Source organism: Streptomyces sp. NBC_00271 (genome assembly GCF_036178845.1).
Classification (GTDB): domain Bacteria; phylum Actinomycetota; class Actinomycetes; order Streptomycetales; family Streptomycetaceae; genus Streptomyces.
Map to the genome: position 1 here is coordinate 3,913,776 of NZ_CP108070.1, position 24,160 is coordinate 3,937,935.

22 protein-coding genes are annotated in these 24,160 nt (G+C 70.0%); 13 read left to right on the top strand and 9 right to left on the bottom strand.

Translation table 11 applies throughout. The features are described from left to right. Positions 1–383: 383 nt before the first annotated feature. The 5 genes from OG798_RS18200 to OG798_RS18220 all read left to right on the top strand — a co-directional run bounded on the left by OG798_RS18200 (position 384) and on the right by OG798_RS18220 (position 6,058). Positions 384–1,382 (top strand): carbohydrate ABC transporter permease, encoded by a 999-nt coding sequence (locus OG798_RS18200; RefSeq protein ID WP_095855053.1) that lies wholly within the window; start codon positions 384–386, stop codon positions 1,380–1,382. Positions 1,383–1,394: 12 nt separating this feature from the next. After that, on the top strand, positions 1,395–2,300 hold the full coding sequence (locus OG798_RS18205; protein WP_095855052.1) for a sugar ABC transporter permease: 906 nt from the start codon (positions 1,395–1,397) through the stop codon (positions 2,298–2,300). 77 nt (positions 2,301–2,377) lie between these two features. Beyond that, positions 2,378–4,027: a glycoside hydrolase family 13 protein gene (locus OG798_RS18210; RefSeq protein ID WP_328757308.1), complete on the top strand. Its 1,650-nt coding sequence runs from the start codon at positions 2,378–2,380 to the stop codon at positions 4,025–4,027. Between the two features lie 25 nt (positions 4,028–4,052). Beyond that, positions 4,053–5,087 (top strand): LacI family DNA-binding transcriptional regulator, encoded by a 1,035-nt coding sequence (locus tag OG798_RS18215; protein ID WP_121418523.1) that lies wholly within the window; start codon positions 4,053–4,055, stop codon positions 5,085–5,087. Positions 5,088–5,197: 110 nt separating this feature from the next. Next, positions 5,198–6,058 carry a phosphatase PAP2 family protein gene (locus OG798_RS18220; RefSeq protein ID WP_267061547.1) on the top strand — a complete coding sequence of 287 codons (861 nt, stop codon included), beginning with the start codon at positions 5,198–5,200 and terminating at the stop codon, positions 6,056–6,058. Positions 6,059–6,197: 139 nt separating this feature from the next. Here OG798_RS18220 and OG798_RS18225 read toward each other — a convergent pair whose 3' ends face one another. Next, positions 6,198–7,103 (bottom strand): LysR family transcriptional regulator, encoded by a 906-nt coding sequence (locus tag OG798_RS18225; protein WP_328757309.1) that lies wholly within the window; start codon positions 7,101–7,103, stop codon positions 6,198–6,200. A 141-nt stretch (positions 7,104–7,244) separates the two neighbouring features. On the opposite strand from OG798_RS18225, the gene OG798_RS18230 reads away from it, so the two are divergent. After that, positions 7,245–8,162, top strand: coding sequence for a DMT family transporter (locus OG798_RS18230; protein WP_121416381.1), 918 nt, complete (start codon positions 7,245–7,247; stop codon positions 8,160–8,162). A 68-nt stretch (positions 8,163–8,230) separates the two neighbouring features. On the opposite strand, the gene OG798_RS18235 is transcribed toward OG798_RS18230, so the two are convergent. Continuing rightward, entirely contained in the window at positions 8,231–11,227 is a 2,997-nt protein-coding gene (locus OG798_RS18235; RefSeq protein WP_097226142.1) for a bifunctional [glutamine synthetase] adenylyltransferase/[glutamine synthetase]-adenylyl-L-tyrosine phosphorylase, read from the bottom strand. Between the two features lie 347 nt (positions 11,228–11,574). On the opposite strand from OG798_RS18235, the gene OG798_RS18240 reads away from it, so the two are divergent. The 3 genes from OG798_RS18240 to OG798_RS18250 are packed head-to-tail and all read left to right on the top strand — an operon-like array spanning position 11,575 to position 14,811. After that, positions 11,575–12,465: an alkaline phosphatase family protein gene (locus OG798_RS18240; protein ID WP_095855046.1), complete on the top strand. Its 891-nt coding sequence runs from the start codon at positions 11,575–11,577 to the stop codon at positions 12,463–12,465. 1 nt (position 12,466) lies between these two features. Beyond that, positions 12,467–13,789 carry an MFS transporter gene (locus tag OG798_RS18245; RefSeq protein WP_328757310.1) on the top strand — a complete coding sequence of 441 codons (1,323 nt, stop codon included), beginning with the start codon at positions 12,467–12,469 and terminating at the stop codon, positions 13,787–13,789. After that, complete coding sequence (locus OG798_RS18250; RefSeq protein ID WP_328757311.1) at positions 13,786–14,811, top strand: TolB family protein; 1,026 nt, start codon at positions 13,786–13,788, stop codon at positions 14,809–14,811. Before OG798_RS18245 ends, OG798_RS18250 begins: the two co-directional genes overlap by 4 nt. Before the next feature lie 38 nt (positions 14,812–14,849). Here the strand turns inward: OG798_RS18250 and OG798_RS18255 are convergent, their stop codons facing one another. Then, a complete protein-coding gene (locus OG798_RS18255) occupies positions 14,850–16,022 on the bottom strand; it encodes a GDSL-type esterase/lipase family protein (protein ID WP_328757312.1) in 1,173 nt (390 codons plus the stop codon). A 148-nt stretch (positions 16,023–16,170) separates the two neighbouring features. Beyond that, entirely contained in the window at positions 16,171–16,764 is a 594-nt protein-coding gene (locus OG798_RS18260) for a TetR/AcrR family transcriptional regulator (RefSeq protein WP_095855043.1), read from the bottom strand. Between the two features lie 71 nt (positions 16,765–16,835). Here OG798_RS18260 and OG798_RS18265 point away from each other — a divergent pair, with 71 nt between their 5' ends. Both OG798_RS18265 and OG798_RS18270 read left to right on the top strand, forming a co-directional pair. Next, complete coding sequence (locus OG798_RS18265; protein ID WP_267061553.1) at positions 16,836–17,330, top strand: FBP domain-containing protein; 495 nt, start codon at positions 16,836–16,838, stop codon at positions 17,328–17,330. 117 nt (positions 17,331–17,447) lie between these two features. Further along, positions 17,448–18,032, top strand: a complete 585-nt coding sequence (locus tag OG798_RS18270; RefSeq protein ID WP_328757313.1) for a GNAT family N-acetyltransferase — start codon at positions 17,448–17,450, stop codon at positions 18,030–18,032. Positions 18,033–18,892: 860 nt separating this feature from the next. Here the strand turns inward: OG798_RS18270 and OG798_RS18275 are convergent. The 3 genes from OG798_RS18275 to OG798_RS18285 form a co-directional block, all read right to left on the bottom strand. Beyond that, positions 18,893–19,390, bottom strand: a complete 498-nt coding sequence (locus OG798_RS18275; RefSeq protein ID WP_328757314.1) for a serine hydrolase domain-containing protein — start codon at positions 19,388–19,390, stop codon at positions 18,893–18,895. After that, positions 19,387–19,893, bottom strand: coding sequence for a hypothetical protein (locus tag OG798_RS18280; protein WP_413253536.1), 507 nt, complete (start codon positions 19,891–19,893; stop codon positions 19,387–19,389). Before OG798_RS18280 ends, OG798_RS18275 begins: the two co-directional genes overlap by 4 nt. 107 nt (positions 19,894–20,000) lie before the next feature. Beyond that, positions 20,001–20,237 carry a hypothetical protein gene (locus OG798_RS18285; protein WP_328757315.1) on the bottom strand — a complete coding sequence of 79 codons (237 nt, stop codon included), beginning with the start codon at positions 20,235–20,237 and terminating at the stop codon, positions 20,001–20,003. Here OG798_RS18285 and OG798_RS18290 point away from each other — a divergent pair. Beyond that, complete coding sequence (locus OG798_RS18290) at positions 20,142–20,588, top strand: sigma factor-like helix-turn-helix DNA-binding protein (protein ID WP_328760045.1); 447 nt, start codon at positions 20,142–20,144, stop codon at positions 20,586–20,588. The two genes, OG798_RS18285 and OG798_RS18290, sit on opposite strands and share 96 nt — an antisense overlap. Positions 20,589–20,659: 71 nt before the next feature. Here the strand turns inward: OG798_RS18290 and glnA are convergent, their stop codons facing one another. Beyond that, positions 20,660–22,021, bottom strand: a complete 1,362-nt coding sequence (gene glnA, locus OG798_RS18295) for a type I glutamate--ammonia ligase (protein WP_054230834.1) — start codon at positions 22,019–22,021, stop codon at positions 20,660–20,662. Positions 22,022–22,349: 328 nt separating this feature from the next. Here glnA and OG798_RS18300 point away from each other — a divergent pair, with 328 nt between their 5' ends. Then, positions 22,350–23,540: a globin domain-containing protein gene (locus OG798_RS18300; protein WP_328757316.1), complete on the top strand. Its 1,191-nt coding sequence runs from the start codon at positions 22,350–22,352 to the stop codon at positions 23,538–23,540. A gap of 137 nt (positions 23,541–23,677) precedes the next feature. Here OG798_RS18300 and OG798_RS18305 read toward each other — a convergent pair whose 3' ends face one another. After that, positions 23,678–24,139 carry an Rrf2 family transcriptional regulator gene (locus OG798_RS18305; protein WP_121416355.1) on the bottom strand — a complete coding sequence of 154 codons (462 nt, stop codon included), beginning with the start codon at positions 24,137–24,139 and terminating at the stop codon, positions 23,678–23,680. Between the last annotated feature and the right edge of the window lie 21 nt (positions 24,140–24,160).

The window sequence follows — 24,160 nt, forward strand, 5'->3', positions numbered from 1 at the left end:
GACCTCGGGCCCCCGGATCCCCAGATCCCGGGCCCACCAGGCCCCTGGGGCACTGGCACCAGGGGGTGACCAGACCCCGGGTCCCGGATCCCGGATCCACCGGACCCTGGCCCCCGGGCCTCTGGACCCCGGGCCCACCGGATCCCTGGATCCGGGCCCACCAGCCCCAAGACCGCGGATCCACCAGACCACCCGACCCACCGGAACCCGGATCCACCGGCTCCCCGGACCCCGGATCCACCGGACCCCGGGCCCACCGGATCCCCGGACCCTGGGCCCACCAGCCCCCCGGGGCCACGGGGCCACGGGCCCACCGGACCCCGGGTCACCAGATCTCCCGAGCCCCAGACCTCCGCATTTCCGCCGCGAAAGAGCCGATGAGGATGACGACCGCAGCGAGCACCGAGAAGACCGACCAGCCAGCGCCCGGCAAGAACGCCGCGCGCCCCCCACGCGTTTCGGCGCTCCGGCGGTCCTGGGACAAGTACTGGTACGCCTGGGCCATGGTGACCCCGGTCGCCATCGTCCTCGCCGTCCTCGTCCTGTACCCGCTCGGGTACGGCATCTACCAGTCGCTGACCGACGCCAACGAGTCGAACGTGGCGTCCACCATCGGCGCCTTCCACCGCCCGGCCACCTACAAGTTCGTCGGCCTCGACAACTACTGGCACGTGCTGTCGGGCGCGGACAGCGACTTCTACCCCCGCCTGCTGTGGACGGTCATCTGGACGGTGTCCTGCGTGACCCTCCAGGTCGGCATCGGCATGGGCCTCGCGGTGCTGCTCAACCGCAAGGTCCGCTTCCGCGGTTTCTACCGCGCCATGCTGATCCTGCCCTGGGCCGTCCCCTCGTTCATCGGCGTCTTCGCCTGGCGGCTGATGCTCAACTCCCAGTACGGCGTCTTCAACGAGATCATCACCGCGTTCGGCCTGCCGGCCCAGGACTGGCTCGGCACCCCGCTCGCCCAGAAGATCGCCGTCATCATGGTGAACGTCTGGATCGGCATCCCCTTCAACATGGTCGCGGTGCTCGGCGGACTCCAGTCCATCCCCAAGGAGCTCTACGAGGCCGCCGAGATGGACGGCGCCTCCCCCTGGCAGCGCTTCGTCAACGTGACGCTGCCCGGTCTGCGCCCGGTGTCGAACACGGTGATCCTGCTCGGCTGCATCTGGACGTTCAACATGTTCAACGTCATCTATCTGCTGCTGGGCAACAACACGAGCGGCGACGCCGACATCCTCGTCACCTTCGCCTTCCGCAAGGCGTTCACCGGCATCTCGGACTACGCGGGCGCGGCGACGTACGGGATCATCATCCTCGCCCTCCTGCTGGCCTTCTCGACCTTCTACCGCCGCAGCACCCTGAAGTCCGAGCAGGCGTAAGGAGCCCTCGCCATGACCGCAGCAACCCACGAGTCCTCCGCGACCGCCACCGCCGACCGGTCCGCCGTGGCCACCCCCCGCAAGGTGCGCGGCCGCGAGGAACGCAGCCTCGGCTCCTCGATCGCCCTGCACGGCACGCTGATCGTCGCCACGGTGATCGCGGCCTTCCCCGTGATGTGGATCCTGTTCATCTCGCTCGGCCCGAAGAACGCCTGGCAGCAGCCGAGCGAGGTGTTCTCGCACCTCAGCCTGCACAACTACAGCGATGTGCTGTCCCAGACGGACCTGCCGAAGTGGTTCCTGAACACCGTCGTCGTGGCGGGCGGCACCACCGTGCTCGGCGTCTTCCTCGCGGCGACCGCCGGATACGCGGTGTCCCGGATGAAGTTCCCCGGCAGCAGGCAGCTGATGTGGACCTTCCTGGTCACGCAGATGTTCCCCAGTATCGTGCTGATCGTGCCGCTTTATCTCCTTATGTCCGAGCTGAACCTGCTGGACAACTACCTCGGTCTGATCCTGGCGTACGCGACGACGGCGGTGCCGTTCTGCGCCTGGATGATGAAGGGGTACTTCGACACCATCCCCAAGGAGATAGACGAGGCGGGCCGGGTCGACGGGCTCACCCCGTTCGGCACGTTCTGGCGGCTGATCGTGCCGCTGGCCAAGCCGGGCCTCGCCGTGACCGCGTTCTACAGCTTCCTCACCGCCTGGGGCGAGGTCGCGTACGCCACGCAGTTCATGCAGTCCGACCACTACACGCTCGCCGTCGGCATCCGCACCTTCGCGCAGGACCAGCGGCCCGACTGGGCGTGGACCTCGGCCACGGCGATCATCATCACCCTTCCGGCGGCCCTCGTCTTCATGCTGGTGCAGCGCAGCCTGGTCTCCGGTCTGACGGCCGGAGGCACGAAATCCTGACGGCCCGCCCGCACTTAGCGGACCCCTCGTACGCAGCAAGCGCCTCCGTCGTTCCCCCCGCACCCCTAAGGGAATCCATGACCCAGCACGTCACCGACGCACTCCCCACCGACGCCTCCTCCGCCGCCTCCGGGCGCCGGGAGTGGTGGCGCGACGCGGTCATCTACCAGGTCTATCCGCGCAGCTTCGCGGACGGCAACGGCGACGGCATGGGTGACCTGCCCGGCGTCCGGGCCCGGCTCCCGTACCTGAAGGAACTCGGCGTCGACGCGGTGTGGCTGTCCCCCTTCTACGCCTCCCCGCAGGCGGACGCGGGCTACGACGTGGCCGACTACCGCGCGGTGGACCCGATGTTCGGCAACCTCACGGACGCCGACGACCTGGTGCGGGACGCGCACGGGCTGGGGCTGCGGGTGATCGTCGACCTGGTGCCCAACCACTGCTCGGACCAGCACGAGTGGTTCAAGCAGGCGCTGCGCGAGGGCCCGGGTTCGCCGATCCGGGAGCGCTTCCACTTCCGTCCCGGCAAGGGCGACAACGGCGAACTGCCTCCCAACGACTGGGAGTCCATCTTCGGCGGGCCGGCCTGGACCCGCGTCGAGGACGGCGAGTGGTACCTGCACCTGTTCGCGCCCGAGCAGCCCGACTTCAACTGGGACCACCCTGCCGTCCACGACGAGTTCCGCTCCATCCTGCGCTTCTGGCTGGACCTCGGCATCGACGGCTTCCGCATCGACGTCGCCCACGGCCTCGTCAAGGCGGCGGGTCTGCCCGACATCGGCCACGACGAGCAGGTCAAGCTGCTGGGCACCGAGGCCGTGCCGTACTTCGACCAGGACGGCGTGCACGAGATCTACCGCAGTTGGCGGCGGATCCTCGACGAGTACACGGGTGAGCGCATCGCGGTGGCCGAGGCGTGGACGCCGACCGTCGAGCGCAGCGCGCTGTACCTGCGCCCGGACGAGCTGCACCAGGCCTTCAACTTCTCCTATCTGACCACCGGTTGGAACGCGGCGGACCTGCACGAGGTCATCGACCGCTCGCTCGGCGCCATGAACGCCGTGCACGCGCCCGCGACCTGGGTCCTCTCCAACCACGACGTGGTACGGCACTCCACGCGTCTCGCGGAAGGGGACGAGGCGCGTGGTCTGCGCCGGGCCCGGGCGGCGACCCTGCTCATGCTGGCGCTGCCCGGCTCGGCGTACCTCTACCAGGGCGAGGAGCTCGGGCTGCCCGAGGTCGTCGACCTGCCCGACGAGGTCCGCCAGGACCCGGCGTTCTTCCGCAGCGCGGGCCAGGACGGCACCCGCGACGGCTGCCGGGTGCCGCTGCCGTGGTCCGGCGAGGCCGCGCCGTTCGGCTTCGGCCCGGTCGAGGGCGGCCCGAGCTGGCTGCCGCAGCCGGCCTCCTGGAAGAACCTCACGGTCGAGGCGCAGGAGGGCGACCCCACCTCGACGCTGGAGTTCTACCGCAGCGCGCTCGCCGTGCGCCGCGAGCACCCGGCGCTCGGCGCGGGCCGCCAGGTGACCTGGCTGCCGACGTCCGACGGGGTCCTCGCCTTCCGCCGGGACACCGCCGAAGGCTCCTTCGTCTGCACGGTGAACCTCACCGCGGCCCCTCTCCCGCTGCCCACCCCTGGCACCCTGCTGCTCGCCAGCGCGGACGTCGAGCCGGGTACCGAAACGACCGAACTGCCCGCAGATTCAACGGTCTGGTGGGCAGTCTGAGATGCGACCGGTACAGTCCAATCCTGTGACCACACGGCTTGCCGACATCGCAGCCCAGGCGGGGGTCAGCGAGGCGACTGTCAGCCGCGTCCTGAACGGGAAGCCGGGCGTCGCCGCGACCACCCGCCAGTCCGTCCTGGCCGCGCTCGACGTCCTGGGCTATGAGCGCCCGGTCCGGCTGCGGCAGCGCAGCGAAGGCCTGGTGGGCCTGATCACCCCGGAGCTGGAGAACCCCATATTTCCGGCCCTGGCGCAAGTCATCGGCCAGGCCCTGACCCGTCAGGGCTACACCCCGGTCCTCGCCACCCAGACACCGGGCGGCTCCACCGAGGACGAGCTGACGGAGATGCTGGTGGACCGGGGCGTCGCCGGCATCATCTTCGTCTCCGGTCTGCACGCCGACACCTCGGCGGACATGCAGCGCTACGAGCAGCTGCGCGCCCAGGGCGTCCCGTTCGTCCTGGTCGACGGTTTCTCGCCGAAGGTCCAGGCGCCCTTCATCTCCCCGGACGACCGCGCGGCGATGGCCCTCGCGGTCACGCACCTCGTCTCGCTCGGGCACACCAACATCGGACTCGCCCTGGGTCCGAAGCGGTTCGTGCCCGTGCAGCGGAAGATCGAGGGCTTCGTGCGCACGATGCAGGAGCAGTTGGGGCTGAGCCCGGCCGACATCGAGGAGCGACTGGTCCAGCACTCGTTGTACACCCTGGAGGGCGGTCAGGCCGCGGCCACCGCCCTCATGGACCGGGCGTGCACGGCGGTGGTCTGCGCGAGCGACATGATGGCCCTCGGTGCGATAAGGGCGGCTCGACAGCGGGGCCTGGAGGTGCCGAAGGACATATCGGTCGTCGGCTTCGACGACTCCCCTCTGATCGCCTTCACCGACCCACCTCTGACGACGATACGCAAGCCGGTCCCGGCCATGGGGCAGGCTGCCGTGCGGACGTTGCTGGAGGAGATCGGTGGAACTCCGGCGCCGCACAGTGAATTCGTGTTCATGCCGGAGCTGGTGGTGCGCGGTTCGACCGCTTCGGCCGCTGGGGACCGGAATCGTCCCTAAGGAGGAGCGCATACGTTGCGGGTAGGACTCCTCCCGTCGTAGAACGTGCGGCCAGGACCCAACCAAGGGATGATCGGTCGCGGAACGCTTTTCTGGCAGACTTTGTGCCTATGGGTGAGACGACCGTGACGACACTGGAAGGCCAGGACCGGGCCGCTCCACGCCCCGTCGCGGAGGAGAACGCGGGGAAGGCGTTCGTGCGCCGGCTGCGCACCCCGCGTCGCCCCCGCTTCTGGTTCGAGATCCTGCTCATCGCCGTGAGTTACTGGACGTACTCACTGATCCGTAACGCCGTGCCCGAGCAGAAGCAGGAGGCCCTGCGCAACGCCGACTGGCTGTGGCGCATGGAGCACCATCTCGGGATCGCCGTCGAGCAGTCGGTCAACCACGCCGTGAACTCGGCGACATGGCTGATCATCGGGATGAACTACTACTACGCGACGCTACACTTCGTCGTGACGCTCGGTGTCCTGGTGTGGCTCTATCGCAGCCACCCCGGCCGGTACGCGGCGGCGCGCCTCGCGCTCTTCGCCACCACGGCGGTGGCCCTGCTCGGCTACTACTTCTTCCCGCTGGCCCCGCCCCGCCTGATGAACGGCGGCGACTTCGTCGACACGGTGGTCGTCCACCACACGTGGGGTTCCATGGCCTCCGGGGACCTCAAGCACATGTCGAACCAGTACGCCGCGATGCCGTCGATGCACATCGGCTGGTCCCTGTGGTGCGGTCTGACCATCTTCGCCCTGGCCTCGGTGCCGTGGGTGCGCGTCCTGGGCCTGCTCTACCCGGCGGCCACGCTGCTGGTCATCGTCTCCACCGCCAACCACTTCTGGCTGGACGCGGTGGGCGGCATGCTGTGCCTGACCTTCGGCTTCACGGTCGCCCGTCTCTGGTACGACGCTCTGCCGTACGCCCTGCCCCGCTGGGTTCCCGGGACGCGTGGCGCGCCCCTGGTGCCGCTGGAGACCTGACACCCGGAGCTGTCGTCGAACGGGCCCGTCGGTGACCGACGGGCCCGTTCGCCGTCCGGTGGAGCGATACGTCCCGTCTCGCGGCCCTCCAGCGCCTGGAGCCGCGCGAACCCGCTACCGCTCGGCTCGGCGTGAGCCGTCACCGCTCGGGGTGGGCCGCGCCCCGGAGCGCGTCCAGCAGTCCGCGCAGTGCCGGCCGCTCGGCCGCGCCGGGACCCGTCTCCCGTACCGCCGCGTAAAGGACCCGCACCGGCTCAGGGGCGCGCACCTTCCGCACCACCACACCAGGGTGCCGGCTCCCCAGCCCGAGCCGGGGAATCAGACTCACTCCGAGCCCGGCCGCCACGAATCCCTGAGCGGTGGCGTAGTCCTCGCTCTGCACCGCGAACGAGGGCCGGAACCCGGCGGTCGCACAGGCGTCCAACTGGGCGTCGAGACAGGGCCCCGGCCACTCGCTCCCGACCCACGGCTCATCGGCCAGCTCCGCCAGTTCGAGCAGCCGCCGCCCCGCGAGCCGATGCCCCCTGGGCAGCACGACCCGGTACGGATCATCGAGCAGACGTACGAGCCGTATGCCCTCGGGACCGGTACCGTCGGCCCGCACCACCAGGGCCAGATCGGCCCGCCCCTCCTTCACGTCGGGCAGCGGATCCTCCACATCGATCAGCTTCAACTCCACCCGTACGCCGGGATGCTCACGCCGAAACCGCGCGACGGCGGGAGCGACCAGTGCGGCCCCGGCCGTGGCGAAGTACCGCACCGCGAGCCGCCCCGTCCGCCCCGCCCGCAGATCCGCGAGGGCGGTCTCCGCCTCGGCGACCTGCCGCCCGATGGCGTCCGCGTACTCGGTCAGCAGCAGCCCCGCCGCGGTGGGCCGCACCCCGCGCCCGACCCGCTCCAGCAGCTCGGTCCCCGCCTGCTTCTCCAGCGCCCCGATCTGCTGACTGACGGCGGACGGCGTGTACCCCAGATCCGCCGCGGCCGCCGTCACCGACCCGCTGCTGACCACAGCCCGCAGCACCTGCATACGCCGCACATCAAGCATGAAGCACACCTTAACAGTGCATGCAAAACACTTCACTTGTCCTCAACCCAAAAACCACGGACGGTAGGACGCATGCCAAGCCCCCCAGCCGCCTCCCCCCTCCGTTCCTCTCCCCATTCCTCTCTCCGGTCCTCTCTCCGCATGGCCACCCTGGCGCTCCTCTGGGGCTCCGGCTTCCTCTGGATCAAGGTGGCCCTGGACCACGGCCTGTCCCCCGCCCACCTCACCGTCACGCGCTGCGCCCTGGGCACGGCGGTCCTCCTGCTCCTGGCCCGCGGGGCGCGCCAGCGCCTCCCCCGTTCCCGCGCCCTCTGGCTCCATGTGACCGTCGCGGCGCTGTTCTGCAACGCGATCCCCTTCGCCCTCTTCGCGCTCGGCGAGCAGACGGTCGACTCGGGGATCGCGGGCGTCATGAACGCGACCACTCCCCTCTGGTCGCTCCTCCTGGGCGCGGTTCTCGGCACGGACCGCGCCCTCCACCCCCTCCGCCTGACCGGCCTGTTCCTCGGCTTCGCGGGCGTCCTGCTGATCTTCGCCCCCTGGCAGCACGGCGGCCTGGCCGGCTGGGGCGCCGGAGCCCTCCTGGCCGCCGCGGCCAGCTATGCGATCGCCTTCACCTACATGGCCCGCCACCTCACCCCGCGCGGCGCCCCCCTGGCCGTATCGGCGGCCCAACTCCTCATGGCCACGGCGTGGACGACCCTGGCCCTCCCCACGGCGGCCCCCACCCACCCCGACAGCACGGCCCTGCTGGCCGTCACCGTCCTCGGCGTCTTCTCCACCGGCCTGACCTTCTACCTCAATTACCGCATGATCGCCGAAGAGGGCCCCACCAGCGCGGCCACGGTCGGCTACCTGCTCCCCGTCGTGTCCGTGACACTCGGCGCCCTGGTCCTGAACGAGACGCTCGGCCCCCGCACCCTGGCGGGCATGGCGGTGGTCCTGGCCGGAGTGGCAGCCACCCGCACCCGCCCCCGAACGAAAGGGGCCGTGCCGGTACGTCAAAGCCCGTCGCTTACGTCCGGGCCTGGAAGCGGCTCCCCACAGGGCAACGCCTGATCCGGCGACGACGGGCTGACGTACCGGCACGGCCCCGACCCACCCACCGCGCGGCAGGGCCCCTTGGCTCACGCCCCGTAGAACAGCACCTCCACCACGGCCCGAGCCCGCCGAGTGATCCGCCGGTAGTCCTCGATCATGTCGCCGACATGACCGGACCCGTACCCCAAGTACCGCCCGACCGCGGCGAGTTCACGCCCGTCGGAGGGAAACGTGTCCCCGGCCCGCCCCCGCACCAGCATCACCGCGTTGCGCACCCGCGTGGCCAGCACCCACGCCTCGTCCAGGATGGCCGCGTCCTCTCCGGACACCAGCCCCGCCGCGCACGCCGCGCCCAGCGCCTCCCGTGTCCGAGTGGTCCGCAGCCCCGGCTCCACCCACCCGTGCTGCAACTGGAACAGCTGCACGGTCCACTCCACGTCGGACAGCCCGCCCCGCCCCAGCTTGGTGTGCAGCGTCGGATCGGCCCCGCGGGGCATCCGCTCCGACTCCATCCGGGCCTTCAGCCGCCGGATCTCCCGTACGGCGTCGTCACCGAGCCCCTCCGCGGGGTACCGCAACGGATCGACCAGCTCGATGAACCGCCGCCCCAGGTCCTCGTCCCCCGCGACGACCTCGGCCCGCAAGAGGGCCTGCGACTCCCACACCAACGACCACCGCCGGTAGTAGGCCTCATAGGAGTTCAGCGTCCGCACCATAGGCCCGGACTTCCCCTCGGGCCGCAGATCGGCGTCGATCAGCAAGGGCGGATCCGCGCTGGAGACCTGAAGCAACCGCCGCATCTCCGAGACGACCGCGTTGGCCGCCCGGGATGCCTCCTGCTCGTCGACACCCTCCCGGGGCTCATGCACGAACAGCACATCCGCGTCGGACCCGTAACCGAGCTCGTGCCCCCCGAACCGCCCCATCCCGATGACGGCGAACCGCGTGGGCAGCGTGTCCCCCCACCTGTCCCGCACCACGGCCCGCAGGGTCCCCGCCAGCGTCGCCGCCGTCAGGTCGGACACGGCCCCGCCCACCTGATCCACCAGCGCGCCCTGATCGGCGACGGCCGGCATCTCCTCGGTGCCGTACGAGGCGACGATGTCCGCGGCGGCCGTACGGAACAGCTCCCGCCGCCGCACACCACGCGCGGCGGTCACCGCCTGCTCGCCCCCGTCGGCCCGCCTCACCGCGGCGAGGATCTCCTGCTCCAGATGGGCACGGCTGCGCGGTTCGAGCCCGCCCCCGTCCCCGTCGCCGAGCAGCGCGACGGCCTCCGGCGCCCGCATCAGCAGGTCCGGGGCGAGCCGCCCGGCCGACAGCACCCGCGCCAGGTTCTCCGCCGCGGCCCCTTCGTCCCTCAACAGCCGTAGATACCAGGGGGTCTTGCCCAGGGCGTCCGACACCTTGCGGAAGTTCAGCAACCCGGCGTCGGGTTCGGCGGAATCCGCGAACCACCCCAACAGCACGGGCAGCAGGGTCCGCTGGATCGCGGCCTTCCGCGAGACCCCGGAAGCCAGCGCCTCCAAGTGGCGCAACGCCGCGGCCGGATCGGCGTACCCGAGGGCGACGAGCCGCTCCCGCGCCGCGTTCGGACTCAGCCGGCTCTCGCCCGGGGCGAGTTGGGCCACGGCGTCCAGCAGCGGCCGGTAGAACAACTTCTCGTGCAGCCGCCGTACGACAGCCGCGTGCCGCTTCCACTCACGGTTCAGCTCGACGACGGGATCGGCCCGAAGCCCGAGCGACCGCCCGATGCGCCGCAGATCGGCATCGTCCTCGGGCACCAGATGGGTCCGCCGCAGCCGGTAGAGCTGTATCCGGTGCTCCATGGACCGCAGGAACCGATAGGCCTCGTCGAGCTGCACGGCGTCGGCCCGCCCGACATACCCACCGGCCGCGAGCGCCTTCAACGCGTCCAGCGTGGTCCCGCTGCGCAGCGAGGTGTCGGCCCGCCCGTGCACCAACTGGAGGAGCTGCACGGCGAATTCGACATCGCGCAGTCCCCCGGGCCCGAGTTTCAGCTCGCGCTCGATCTCGGCGACGGGGATGTTCTCCACGACCCGCCGCCGCATCTTCTGTACGTCGGCGACGAAGTTCTCCCGCTCGGCGGCGTGCCACACCAGGGGCGCCAGCGTGGCCACGTACTCCTCGCCGAGTCCAAGGTCCCCGGCCACGGGCCGCGCCTTCAACAGCGCCTGGAACTCCCAGGTCTTGGCCCACCGCTGGTAGTAGGCGAGGTGACTGCTCAGGGTCCGTACCAGCGGCCCGTTCCGCCCCTCGGGCCGCAGATTCGCGTCGACGGGCCAGATGCTGCCCTCGACGGTGGTCTCGGAACAGATCCGCATCATGTGGGAGGCGAGCCGGGTGGCGGCCTGCAGCGCCTTGCGCTCGTCAGCCCCGTCCACCGCCTCCCCCACGAAGATGACATCGACGTCGGACACGTAGTTCAGCTCGTGCCCCCCGCACTTCCCCATCGCGACCACCGCGAGCCGGCACAGCGCGGCGTCGTCGGGCGCGGCGCGGCCGGCGATGGCGAGCGCGGCGCGCAGGGTGGCCGTGGCGAGGTCGGCGAGTTCGGCGGCGGTCTGGGCGAGGTCGGTGGTGCCGCACACGTCACGTGCGGCGATGGACAGCAGGCAGCGCCGGTAGGCGACGCGCAGGGCGACGGGGTCGGTCGCCTGCGCCAGCCCCCGCTCGAACTCCCGTACCCCGGGGTGGAGGTCCTGCGGCTCGTACGTCACGAGCTCCTGCCAGTCGCGCGGGTGCCGGGCGAGGTGGTCGGCGAGGGCGGCGGAGGCACCGAGGACGCCGAGCAGCCGGTCGCGCAGCGGCTTGGCCGCGATCAGGGTGTCGAGGAGTTCCCGCTCGGCGATGTGACCGTCCTGCGCCTCGACGAGCCGGACGAGCCCGAGCAGTGCGAGATCGGGATCGGCGGTGGCGCCGAGCGCGTCGAGGAGCACCGGATCGGACCGTACGGGCTCGAGCTCCGCGCCGTCCAGGAGCCGCTCGGCGGCCGACGGATCGGTGAAGCCGTGTCGCAGCAGCCGCGTGAAGGTACTGCTCCTGCGCCCCGGCGCCATCATCCTGGGCCCTCCCGTCGGATCAGGTCGCACGACCGGTCCGATCAAGGTCGTACGAGCCCGAGCCTAACCCCGGTCCCCACGGTGGCGCCCCGCACCGGAATCGGCTTCCGTGGGAGGTGTCCTCGAATGTGGCCCGTGCGAGTGGCGAGGAGGGTAGGAGAAGGAGGAGGGGAGGAGGGTAGGAAAAGGAGGAAGGCGCGCGGGGTGGCGACGACCGCGCAGGCCGGGAGGTGAGCAGTTCATCAGGTCTTCACCCCGCCGGTTGGGTGCCTTGGCGCAGGGGAATGTTGGCGTGTGCATGCTCTGTCCGCACCGCCACCGTCGTCTTCCCCCACCGGAGGTCTGAAGTGTCCGGCAGAAACGTGTACCGCCGCAGTCGTGCCGTCGTGGCGTCCGCCCTCGCCTTCACCGCAGCCGCGGTGGGCCTGTGGACCGGCCTCGGCGGCTCCACGACCGCGCACGCCGCGGCCGGGGTACCGACCCCGGACCACGTGGTCGTCGTGGTCTTCGAGAACCACGCGTACAGCCAGGTGATCGGCTCCTCCAGCGCCCCGTACATCAACTCGCTCAAGACCGGCGGCGCCAACCTCACCTCGTCGTACGCCTTGACGCACCCGAGCCAGCCCAACTACTACGCCCTCTTCTCCGGCTCCACCCAGGGCGTCACGGACGACAGCTGTGTCACCCCCGGCTTCTCCTCCGCCGCGAACCTCGCCTCCGAGGTGATCGCGGCGGGCAGAACCTGGGCCAGCTACAACGAGACGCTGCCCAGCCAGGGGTCCACGACGTGCAGCAGCGGCAACTACGCGCAGAAGCACAACCCGTGGTTCGGCTTCAGCAACGTACCGACGTCGTCCGCGAAGACCTTCACCCAGTTCCCGACGGACTACACGACGCTTCCGCAGGTCTCCTTCGTGGTCCCCAACCTGTGCAGCGACATGCACGACTGCTCGGTGTCGACCGGTGACACCTGGCTGAAGAACAAGCTGGGCGCGTACGCGACCTGGGCCAAGACCCACAACAGCCTGCTCGTCGTCACCTTCGACGAGGACAACCGGCTCAGCGGCAACAAGATCCCGACCGTGTTCTACGGCCAGCAGGTGACCGCGGGATCCACCAGCTCGACCACCTACAACCACTACGACCTGCTGCGCACCCTGGAGGACTCGCAGGGCCTGTCGACACACGCGGGCAACGCCGCCTCCGGCAAGGACATCACCGGCATCTGGACGTCCTGAGATGTACGTGGCGGACAGCCGCGCCTCCACGAGTGCGGCGTCCGCGGAAGGCGCCGTCCGGCCTCGTGCCGGACGGCGCCGTGCCGCGGTCGCGCCCACGGTGCTGGCGCTCGGCACGGTCAGTCTCATCACCGACGTCTCCTCGGAGATGGTCACGGCGGTACTGCCCCTGTACCTGGTGACGGGCCTCGGCCTGTCCCCGCTGGGCTTCGGCCTCCTGGACGGCATCTACAACGGCTTCTCGGCACTCGTCCGGCTGATCGGGGGCCACCTGGCCGACCGCGGCGGTGGCCGGCACAAGTGGGTGGCGGGCTTCGGATACGCCCTCTCGGCGGCCTGCAAGCCCCTGCTGCTCCTGGCCCACACGCTCACCCCGATCGGCCTGATCCTGGCCGCCGACCGCACCGGCAAGGGCCTGCGCACGGCCCCGCGCGACGCGCTGATCTCGCTGTCGAGCACGCCGGAGACACGGGGGCGCGCGTTCGGCGTGCACCGGGCGATGGACACGGCGGGCGCGCTGTTCGGTCCCCTCGTGGCCTTCCTGATCCTGCGGGCCACGGTCGACGGGTACGACGCGGTGTTCACGGTGAGCTTCTGCGTGGCGGTGGTGGGCGTACTGGTCCTGGTGCTGTTCGTGCCGAACGGTGCGCGTACGACAGCGGCAAGGGCAGGAACACAGACGGCACCGCAGAAGACCTCCGGGGACACCGCATCCCGCCCCACCCTGCGCGCGGCCCTCGCCCTCCTCGCCCGCCCCGACCTGCGCCGCGTCACCCTCTGCGCGCTCCTCCTGGGCCTCGCGACGGTCAGCGACTCCTTCGTCTACCTGCTCCTCCAGCGGCGTCTGGGCGTACCGGACCGCTGGTTCGCGCTGCTGCCCCTCGGCACGGCGGCGGCGTTCCTGCTCCTGGCCGTCCCGCTCGGCCGCCTCGCGGACCGGGTCGGCCGCTGGCGGGTGTTCCTGGCCGGCCACGGCGCCCTGCTCCTCGCGTACGCCCTCCTGCTCACCTCCTGGCACGGAGCGGCACTGCCGTACGCCGTCCTGCTCCTGCACGGCTGCTTCTACGCCGCCACCGACGGCGTACTGATGGCGGTGGCCTCGGAGAGCGTGCCCGAGGAACTGCGCTCGTCCGGTCTCGCCCTCGTCCAGACGGGCCAGGCCCTGGCCCGATTCGTCTGCTCGCTCGGCTTCGGCGCGGCGTGGACGGCTTGGGGCGACCGTACGGCGCTCACGGCGTCGACGGTGGCGCTGGCACTGTGCGCCCTGTTCGCGCTCACACTCCGCCGTCCCACCCCCTCCGCCCCCTCAGAAGGCCTCGCATGACCCTGCGTACCCGCATCCTGGTCCTGATCTCGGCGCTGGTCGTCCTGGCGGGCGTGGCCACGGCCTCCGTCCTGCACGCCTCGGCCCGCGCGGACCGCAAGAACCGGACCCAGCCCGGCGGCCCGAGGATCACCGCGGGCACGGTCGCGCTCGCCACCCGGTCCGGGAGCCACATGATCTTCCGGAACATGGCCTGGGGCCCGCACCGCGACGAACTGACGACGGTCCCGGCGTCGAGCCCCTCGGGGCCCCGCACCGCGTCGAAGGTCAAATGCCTCCGCTTCTACGCGGCCGCGGGCACCGGCGTCTGTCTCCAGTCGGTGCACGGCCCGGTCCAGGACACCTACCGGGCCGTCATCCTCGACACGCGCCTGCGCGAGACGGCCCGCTACGACGTCCCCGGCATCCCGTCCCGCGCCCGTGTCTCCCCCAGCGGCCGCTACGCCGCGTGGACGGCCTTCGTCGGCGGCGACTCGTACGCGGGGACGAACTTCTCCACGCGCGCGGCGATCGTGGACACGAGAACGGGGAAACTGACCCCCTCCTTGGAGGCGTTCCGCGTCGTGAAGGACGGCAGGACGTACCACGCGGCGGACGTCAACTTCTGGGGCGTCACGTTCGCGGCCGACGACCGCACGTTCTACGCGACGCTGGCGACGAAGGGCAGGACGTACCTGGTCCGAGGAGACCTCCGGGCCCGCACCCTCACGACCCTCCACACCAACGTCGAATGCCCGTCCCTCTCCCCCGACGGCACGCGCGTCGCCTACAAGAAGCGCGTGCCGGGCCTGTCGAAGGACGCCCCCTGGCACCTGTACGTCCTCGACCTGCGCACGATGCGCGAAACCCCGCTCGCCGAGTCCCGCAGCGTCGACGACCAGGCGGTCTGGCGCGACGACCGCACGATCGTCTACGCCCTCCCCGGCGACTACGGAGCCGACCTCTACACCGTCCCGTCCGACGGCACGGGAAAGCCGCGCCGCATCAGCACCGCGGCGGTGTCTCCCGCGTACGTGAACTAGCCGACGGCGTACGGGAACCAGGCGAAGGCGTACGTGAACTAGGCGAAGGCACCCTGGGCGGTGAAGGCCAGCTCGGCGAAGCGTTCGCCGATACGGCGGTGGGTGGCGGCGTCCGGGTGGACCTGGTCGGGCAGCGGCAACTCGGCGAAGTCGGCCTCGCCGTAGAGGTCCAGGCCGTCCAGGTGGTACAGGTTCGGATCCTCGGCCGCCCGCTGCTCCACGATCCGGGCCAGCTCGTCGCGGATGACACGCAAGGTCAGTTTCCCGTTCGCGCGCTCCGCCGGATCTCCCATGGCCAGGAACCGCAGCCGCCCCGCACCGAGATCGGAGAGGTCCGGGGCGGTGGGCCCGGGCGTGTCCTCATGGATGGGACAGAGAAGGGGCGAGACGACCAACAGCGGCGTGGTGGGATGCCCGTCACGGACGGTGTCGAGAAAGCCGTGCACCGCCGGGCCGAAGGCACGCATCCGCATCGCGTCGGTGTTGACCAGGTTGATCCCGATCTTGACGCTGATCAGGTCGGCGGCGGTGTCCCCCATGGCCCGCGCGGTGAACGGATCGAGCAGAGCGCTCCCGCTCAGCCCCAGATTGATCAGTTCCACCCCGGCGAGGGTGGCGGCGAGCGCGGGCCAGGTGGAGGTGGGCCCGGCGGCGTCGGAACCGTGACTGATGGAGCTGCCGTGATGCAGCCACACCTTGCGTCCCCGGTCCGGCGCGGGCTCGACGGGGGCGTCGGTGCGCAGGGCGACGAGTTCGGTGGTCTCGTTGTGCGGCAGCCAGATCTCGACGTCCTTGACGCCGTCGGACAGACCGTCGAAACGGAGGGTACCGACCGCTCCCGGCCGGGTCGAGGCCGCTCCGGTGGCCATGTCGATGGTCATCGCATTGCCGCCGGTCACGCTCGCCCGCCCCGTCGGCCGGCCGTCGACGACCCACTCGTACACCCCGTCCGGACGGGGCGGCGCACCCACGTAGGCGAGCTTGGTGGGCAACGTGTCCAGCTCGACGGCGGTGGCCCGGGTACGGAAGACCAGCCGTACGCCGGAGGGCTGGGCCTCGGCCATGGCGAGCTGTCCGTCGGGGATCTGCCTGCGGGCCCGGGCGGGCAGCCGGTGCGGGAGGACACCGCGTTCGGTGGGCTCCAGGTCGAGGGCACCGCGCAGGAGGTCGGCGGTGATGGGTGTGGTGATCCAGTCATGGTCGGCGGTCATGGCTTCGGTGTCTCCATCAAAACTCTCGGGTACCGGAATCGACCGGAGAAACGATTCCGGCAGGACGATTCCGACGGGACGATCAGGGGGGCGGATGCGGGCCCGGTTGCAGTCGCTGCTGTCACCGCTGTCGCTGCTCTCACTGCTTTCACTGCTGTCGCTTTGTCGCCGCTGCGTTCGCGGGCCAGTTGCACAGCAGCGCGTCGAGGGCGTCCAGCATCCGCACCCAGGTCTCCTGCGTGTCGGGGGCGCTGTGGCTGAACCCTCCCCCCATCTCCAGGCTGACGTAGCCGTGGAAGAAGCTGCCCAGCAGCCGAACGGCGTGTGTCTGGTCCGGCTCCGTCAGCGCGTAGCCACGCAGGATCGCCCGCGTCATCTGCGCGTGCCGCCCACCGGCGCTGGCGGCGGCCGTCGCCGGATCGAGCCTGAACTGGGCGGCGGCATAGCGGCCTGGATGCTCCCGGGCGTAGTCGCGGTAGACGTTCGCGAGAGCGGCCAGGGCGTCCTTGCCGGCCCGTCCCGCCAGCGCGGCGGCGCCCCGGTCGGCGAGTTCCTCCAGGGCGAGCAGGGCGATCCGGGTCTTGAGGTCCTGGGAGTTCTTCACGTGCGAGTACAGGCTCGCGACCTTCACGTCGAAGCGCCTGGCGAGCTCCGAGACGGTCACCTGATCGAAGCCGACCTCGTCGGCCAGCTCCGCGCCCGCGAGGACCAGACGTTCCGTGGTCAGCCCGACGCGCGCCATAACCTTCCCCTCATTCACCACAACAACATACACATTTGCCTAACACCTTTAGGCAATTTACCATGCATCTCATGAAGCCGCTGACCGAACAAGAGATCCGCGCCGCGTTCGTGAACTGCACCAAGGGCGAGGCGAAGCGCCTGTCCGTCCCACGCGACCTGGCCGACCACCCCTGGGACGACCTGGACTATCTCGGCTGGCGAGACCCCCAGTCCCCCGAACGCGCCTACCTCGTCCTCGAGCTGAACGACGGCCACCCGAAGGCCCTGGTCCTGCGCAGCCCCAGCCCCACCTCCTGGCAGACCCGGCGCAGCATGTGCTCGATGTGCCTGACCACCCACACCGGCGGCGTCTCCCTGATGGTCGCCCCGAAGGCGGGCAAGGCCGGCCAGCAGGGCAACTCGGTCGGCGCCTACATATGCAGCGACCTCTCCTGCTCCCTGTACGTACGAGGCAAGAAGGACGCGGGCGCCGGCGCCCGCCTCCACGAGTCACTCACGCTGGAGGAAAAGATCCAACGAACGGTGACGAACCTGGCGGCGTTCCTCACGAAGGTGACGGCGTGACGCCGTACGGCCCCTGTCGCGCTCCAACGAGGAGGCCCGTGAGGAGTCCCATGGGGAGGCCTGCGAGAAGGCCCGCGAGAAGGAGATCGCCACCGGCCACCGGATTATTCTGCTCCGGTGACCAACCAGCCGCTTGAGGGCACTGTCGTCCGCCTCGTCCGCCTGTCTCCCGACCATGCCGAGGCCCTCTTCCCGTCGGCGTCCGACCCCGAGGTCTGGCGGTGGATGCCCCGGGCACGACCCGAGACCGTGGTCCAACTGCGCGAGTGGCTCGGCGAGATGACCGCCGATCCGACGCGACGCTGCTTCGCGGTGCAGCGCCGTGACGACGGCACCGTGATCGGTTCGACCAGCATGTACGACCTCGACCTGGCCGAGAGCCGCACCGAGATCGGCGCGACCTGGTTCGACCGTTCCTGCTGGGGCGGCCCCTACAACGTCGAGTCCAAACTGCTGCTGTTCACCCACGCCTTCGAAGACCTGCGCCTGGCCCGGCTGGCCCTGCGCACCGACAACCTCAACGTGCGTTCCCAGCAGGCCCTGGCCCGCCTCGGCCTGGTCCACGAAGGAACCCTGCGCAGCCATATGCGCCGCCCGGACGGCACCCGCCGCGACTCCCTGTACTACAGCCTGCTCGCCGACGAATGGCCCACCGTCCGCGATGCCTTGCGCGCCCGGGTCACCGCCAAGTCCGTGGCCTGAGCCGACCCTCACCGACGGCGGCGGCCACGCCTCGCTCGTCCACGCTGCTCCCCGCTCGATCTGGCGCGGGTCTGGCACGGCACATAACTCTGTGGCAGCGGTGCGGAGTCATGCCGGATGATCGAGCAGTCATCTCTTTTGGCTCTGCAGCGCCCGATGTGTTTCTGGGTACACCGACCCGTCGTGTGGACGAGCGGGCGGCTCTGCGCTGAACTCCGTGGCACCGAAACTCCGCCGCTGTACAGCGGGATCCCGGCAGGGGTGAGTATGGAACGGCATGGGCCTGGAACGAGCGGTGCAGCTCCCGTTGACCGTGGCGAGCAATGGCTCATGACTTGTGGATCGGCCTCGGTTTCGATGCGGAGACGACTTCATGACCATCGCCGAGCGCTCGACGCCGGCCGAGCTACCCCCCGCGCGTGCGGGAACGTGACCGCGCTCCTCGACGAGCACCCGCACCTGCCGCTGAGTCTCGTTTCCTCGCTCACTCCTCCACTTGCACTCCATCCCCACTACGCGCGGCGCGCAGGTAGTCCAGTCCTGCGCGATCCGTCACGGTGTACGAGCTGCTCAGACGGTGGACCACCGTCCAACGGCCGTCAGGTAGAGCGCCGGCGAAGACAGATGCCGTGCGAGTTGCTCCGTTGTGCCAGATCAATGGCAGCGGCCCCGTACGCTGCCAACCGAGAGAAGGTTCCCCGAGGGAGCGGTCGAGCAAGAGACCGGTGAGCAGCCGTGACAGTGTGCGTGGACTTGCCCACAGGCCGCCTGCGGGCAAGATGGCTCCCGTCATGGTCCACGGTTTCATACTGCGGCCGAGCACCGTGGTCGGCAGCAATCGGCTGTGCTGCGGCGGTTGGCTATGCATCGCGTCGCGCGGCAGGCCGAGGGGGGGCCAGCACATGCGCGGCGACTAGATCGTCGTACGTCTCTCCCGTTGCGGCGGTGAGTGCGGCCCCGAGCACCGCGTAGCCGAGGTTGGAGTACTCCTCGTGCTCTCCGGCCGGGACGGTGACGAGTCGGTCGAGACTGCTGAGCAGTTCGTTCAGCCGGTCGCCGGTGAACTTCTTGTACGGGTCGAGGCGGGCAGTGCCGGGGGGAAGGCGCGGCAGGCCGGAGGTGTGCTCGGCGAGGTGCCGCAGGGTGATGCCGGTCCCCGCAGGGACGCCGAGCCATCGTTCGACGGGATCGTCAAGCGTGAGTACACCTTGCTGTGCCAGCTGCTGCAGGATGGTTGCGGTGATGACTTTGGTGAAGGAGCCCGCCTCCACGTACTTGGCGGCGTCATGGTTGCCGGTGACGATCGGAGCTGTGTGGGAGCTGCCGATGATGCAACTGGGGACGCGGCGCAGGGTCATGACTTTGCTGCTTGGGGAACGGGCGCGCCGACTGGGCTGTCGCTCTCTGGTGGCGTGCTCTGCTCGACGGCCATTGTGCGCGGGCTCCCGGGATGCTTCCGGCTCCAGCGTTCGCCGACAGTTCGTGCCATCTGACGTGCGCGGGACAGGGCGGAGGAGAGGAAAATGAGGTCACAGGCGACCATCGTCAGGGCGAACCCGGTGAGTCCCATGAAAACGCCGATGGAGACATGGAATGCAATGGAGGCAATTGCCGTCCACGGGCGCATTCTAGGCACCAGGATCCGCATGGGGAAGTACACGAGGAACAGGGTGGTGCTGTAGGTGCCGAGGAAGACAAGGACGTCGCTGTTGTAGACGAGGTTGGAGAGCCCTGGCAGCTCGAACTCGGGAACGCGCATGATGTAGAAGAGTGCGGTGCCGTCCTGCCACACCTCTCCCTGCACCTTGTACAGGCCGCTCACTACGTACACGAGACACATCTGTACGGCAATCGCGGCCACACCGAGATTGTGCAATGGGACACCGAGGGAGCGCAGGCCCCCCGGGAATCGTCCGATGACACGGTTGGCGAATCCGCTCGAAAAAGAGAAGTACTGGTAACAGTTCGTCAGGAGCAGCATGGGGATGACGAGTTGGGCCAGGTTGTCTCCGCCGTCCCGGCCTTGCCGCTGCGGTCACCCTGGGTCGGGCGTACGCGCACTTCGACCAGTTCCAGCAGGGCACCAACCTCAGAGCCTGGCTCGACCGCATCCTGACCAACACCTTCCTCAACAACAACCGCAAGGCACGGCGCGAGCCGGCGCGCAGCCGCACCGACGAGATCGAGGACTGGCAGCAGGTCCACGCCGAGTCCCACCTTCCGCCGGGACTGCGTTCGGCCGAGGCCGAGGTACTGGACCGCCTCGGCGACCCGAACGTCCGGGCAGCCCTGCGCGCCCTTTCCCCCGAGCAACGGGTGACCATCTACCTCTGTGACGTCGAGGGCTTCACCTATCAGGAGACCGCCGACTTCACGGGCGTGACCACGAACACCGTCGGCTCCCGCATCTACCGGGCCCGGCACCACCTGCGGCAACTGCTGCAGGACTACGCGGGCGAGCACGGACTCGTCCAGAAGCACACCACGCGCCGGCATGGTCAGCCCGCCTGCCCGAGTCCCCGGCGGGGGCCGCGCCCGAGTCGATCCCTGCCCTGAACGCCGTAGGGCCGACGGTTCCTGACCGTCGGCCCTACGTGCGCGCACCGAAAACTGTTGCAGACCTGCGCCTACAGCACCGGCAGGTTCTTGCGGAGCTCGAAGGCGGTGACCTCGGAGCGGTACTCCTCCCACTCCGACTTCTTGTTGCGGAGGAAGAAGTCGAAGACGTGTTCGCCGAGGGTCTCGGCGACCAGTTCGCTGCGCTGCATGAGGGTGAGGGCCTCGCCGAGGTTCTGGGGCAGGGGCTCGATGCCCATCGCGCGGCGCTCGGCGTCGGAGAGGGCCCAGACGTCGTCGTCGGCGCCGGGCGGGAGCTCGTAGCCCTCCTCGATGCCCTTCAGACCGGCGGCCAGGAGCAGGGCGTAGGCCAGGTACGGGTTCGCGCCCGAGTCGATGGAGCGGACCTCGACGCGTGCGGAGCCGGTCTTGCCGGGCTTGTACATCGGGACGCGGACGAGCGCGGAGCGGTTGTTGTGGCCCCAGCAGATGTACGAGGGGGCCTCGCCGCCGGCGCCCGCGGTGCGCTCCGAGCCGCCCCAGATGCGCTTGTAGGAGTTGACCCACTGGTTGGTGACGGCGGAGATCTCCGCCGCGTGCTTGAGCAGGCCCGCGATGAAGGAGCGGCCGACCTTCGACAGCTGGTACTCCGAGCCCGACTCGTAGAACGCGTTGCGGTCGCCCTCGAAGAGGGAGAGGTGCGTGTGCATGCCGGAGCCGGGGTGCTCGGAGAAGGGCTTGGGCATGAACGTCGCCTGGACGCCCTGCTCCAGCGCGACCTGCTTCATGACCAGGCGGAACGTCATGATGTTGTCGGCCGTGGAGAGCGCGTCGGCGTAGCGCAGGTCGATCTCCTGCTGGCCGGGGGCGCCCTCGTGGTGGGAAAACTCGACCGAGATGCCCATCGACTCCAGCATGGTGATCGCCTGGCGGCGGAAGTCCATGCCGACGTTCTGCGGGGTGTGGTCGAAGTAGCCGGAGTTGTCGGCCGGGGTCGGGCGCGAGCCGTCCAGCGGGCGGTCCTTCAGCAGGAAGAACTCGATCTCCGGGTGGGTGTAGAAGGTGAAGCCCAGGTCGGAGGTCTTCGCGAGGGCGCGCTTGAGGACGTAGCGCGGGTCCGCGAAGGACGGGGAGCCGTCCGGCATCAGGATGTCGCAGAACATGCGGGCCGTGCCGGGGGCCTCCGCGCGCCACGGCAGCACCTGGAACGTCGACGGGTCCGGCTTGGCGATCATGTCGGACTCGTACACACGGGCGAAACCCTCGATGGCCGAGCCGTCGAAGCCGATGCCCTCGTCGAAGGCCTGCTCCAGCTCGGCCGGAGCCACGGCCACCGACTTGAGGAAGCCCAGCACGTCGGTGAACCACAGCCGAACGAACCGGATGTCCCGCTCCTCCAGTGTCCGGAGCACGAACTCCTGCTGCTTGTCCATCTTCCGCTTCCACCCATCCTTGCTGGTCAGGCCGCCTGCTCCCACGCCTCGGGGACGGTCGGGGCACCTGAGCATCCCACCACAACACCATTTCATGCGCGTTGCGGACCATGATCGCCCGGGCGACCGCGGTCTGAACGCCTCGCGTACGGCAGGTGTCCTGCTCTGGTGCCCATACTGCCTGCTCATCCGCCTGTCTGTAATGGCCGACCCCCAGACTCCCTCCTCGTGAGCTTTAATTTGCATCTTAGATGCAAGTTTTATTACCGTGCAGGGCAGAAACGGGGACCGCAACCCCCCGTCCGCCCCAGCCACTTGAGGAGCCCCCATGCTGTCCGAGCAGTCCGCCGCCACGGTGCACGCCACCCTCCCCGCCGTCGGCGCCGCCATCGGCGATATCGCCGACCGCTTCTACGAAAGGCTTTTCGCCGCCCACCCGGAACTGCTCCGCGACCTCTTCAACCGCGGCAACCAGGCCTCCGGCACCCAGCGCCGGGCCCTCGCGGGATCCATCGCCGCCTTCGCCACCCACCTCGTCGAGCGGCCGGACGAGCGACCCGACGTGCTGCTGAACCGCATCGCGCACAAACACGCCTCCCTGGGGATCGCCCCCGAGCAGTACGCGACCGTGCGCGAGCACCTCTTCGCGGCGATCGCCGAGGTCCTCGGCGACGCGGTCACGCCCGAGGTCGAGGCCGCCTGGGACGAGGTCTACTGGCTGATGGCGAACGCCCTCATCGCCATCGAGCGGCGGCTGTACGCACAGCACGGCGACGGGAGGGGTGGGTGGCGGGTCTGGGAGGTCGTGGAACGCGTCGAGGAGACCGCCGACGTCGCCACCTTCCGGCTGCGCCCGGCCGACGGGGGGCCGCTGCCGGACTTCCGGGCGGGCCAGTACGTGTCCGTACGCGTCGAGCTGCCGGACGGCGCCCACCAGATACGCCAGTACAGCCTCTCCTGCGCCCCCGGCTCCCCCGTACGGCAGATCGGCGTCAAGCGGGTGCACGGCGAGGCCTCGGGCCCCGACGGCGAGGTGTCCAACCACCTCCACACGCGTGTGCACGTCGGCAGCACGATCGAGCTCTCCGCGCCGTACGGCGATCTGGTGCTCGACGACACGGACGCGCCGGTGCTGCTCGCCTCCGCCGGCATCGGCGTCACCCCCGTGATCGCCATGCTGGAACAGCTCGCGCTCACCGGACACCGCGCCCCCGTCACGGTCGTCCACGCCGACCGCTCCCCCGCCGACCACGCGCTGCGCGCCGACCACGAGGCGTACGCGGCGAAGCTCGCGGACGCCGCCGTCCACTTCTGGTACGAGCAGAACGCCGAGGGCGCCGGGCGCCCCGGACGCGCGGACTTCTCCTCCGTGGCCGTCGCGTCGGGCACGCGCGCGTACCTGTGCGGGCCGCTGCCCTTCATGCGGGCGGTGCGGGGGCAGCTCATCGACAAGGGGGTGGCTCCGGCCGACATTCACTACGAGGTGTTCGGGCCGGATCTCTGGCTTGCGCAGGGCTGAGGCGGATGACTGACGGCTGGTGGCAGGCGGCAGATAGCAGGCGGCGGACTTCAGCTGTCAGATATCAGGCGCCAGGCGCCAGATGTCAGATATCAGACGTCAGATGACGGATGACAGATGACAGATTTCACTAGGTGTCAGTCGTCATCGGATGTCAAAGCCGAGGTCGGCCTGCCGGAGATCCCCAGCAGCAGCGGCCCCGTAGGCGCGGCGACCATGTCCGCCACCGTGAGTGGGTCCAGCGAGGCGAAGAACGCCTCCTGAGCCCGCCGCAGCGCACCCCGCAGCCGGCAGCCGGTGTGGAGCGGGCAGGGCGCGGCCCCCTCGCAGTCAACCACGTCACCGTCGCCCTCGAAGGAGCGGACGATCGCGCCGACCGATGCCGTACGCCCCGCTTCGGTGAGGCCGAGGCCGCCGCCGCGGCCGCGGCGAGCCGCGAGCAGTCCCAGGTGCTGGAGCTCGGCGACGACCTTCGCGGCATGGGTATAGGGGACATCCATGTCCGCGGCGACCTCGCGGGTGGTGGGAGTCGACCCGTCGGCGACGGCGAGCCGCATCAGGACACGCAGGGCCAGGTCGGTGGAGCGCAGCAGCCTCATACCACCAGCGTAGTTAATACG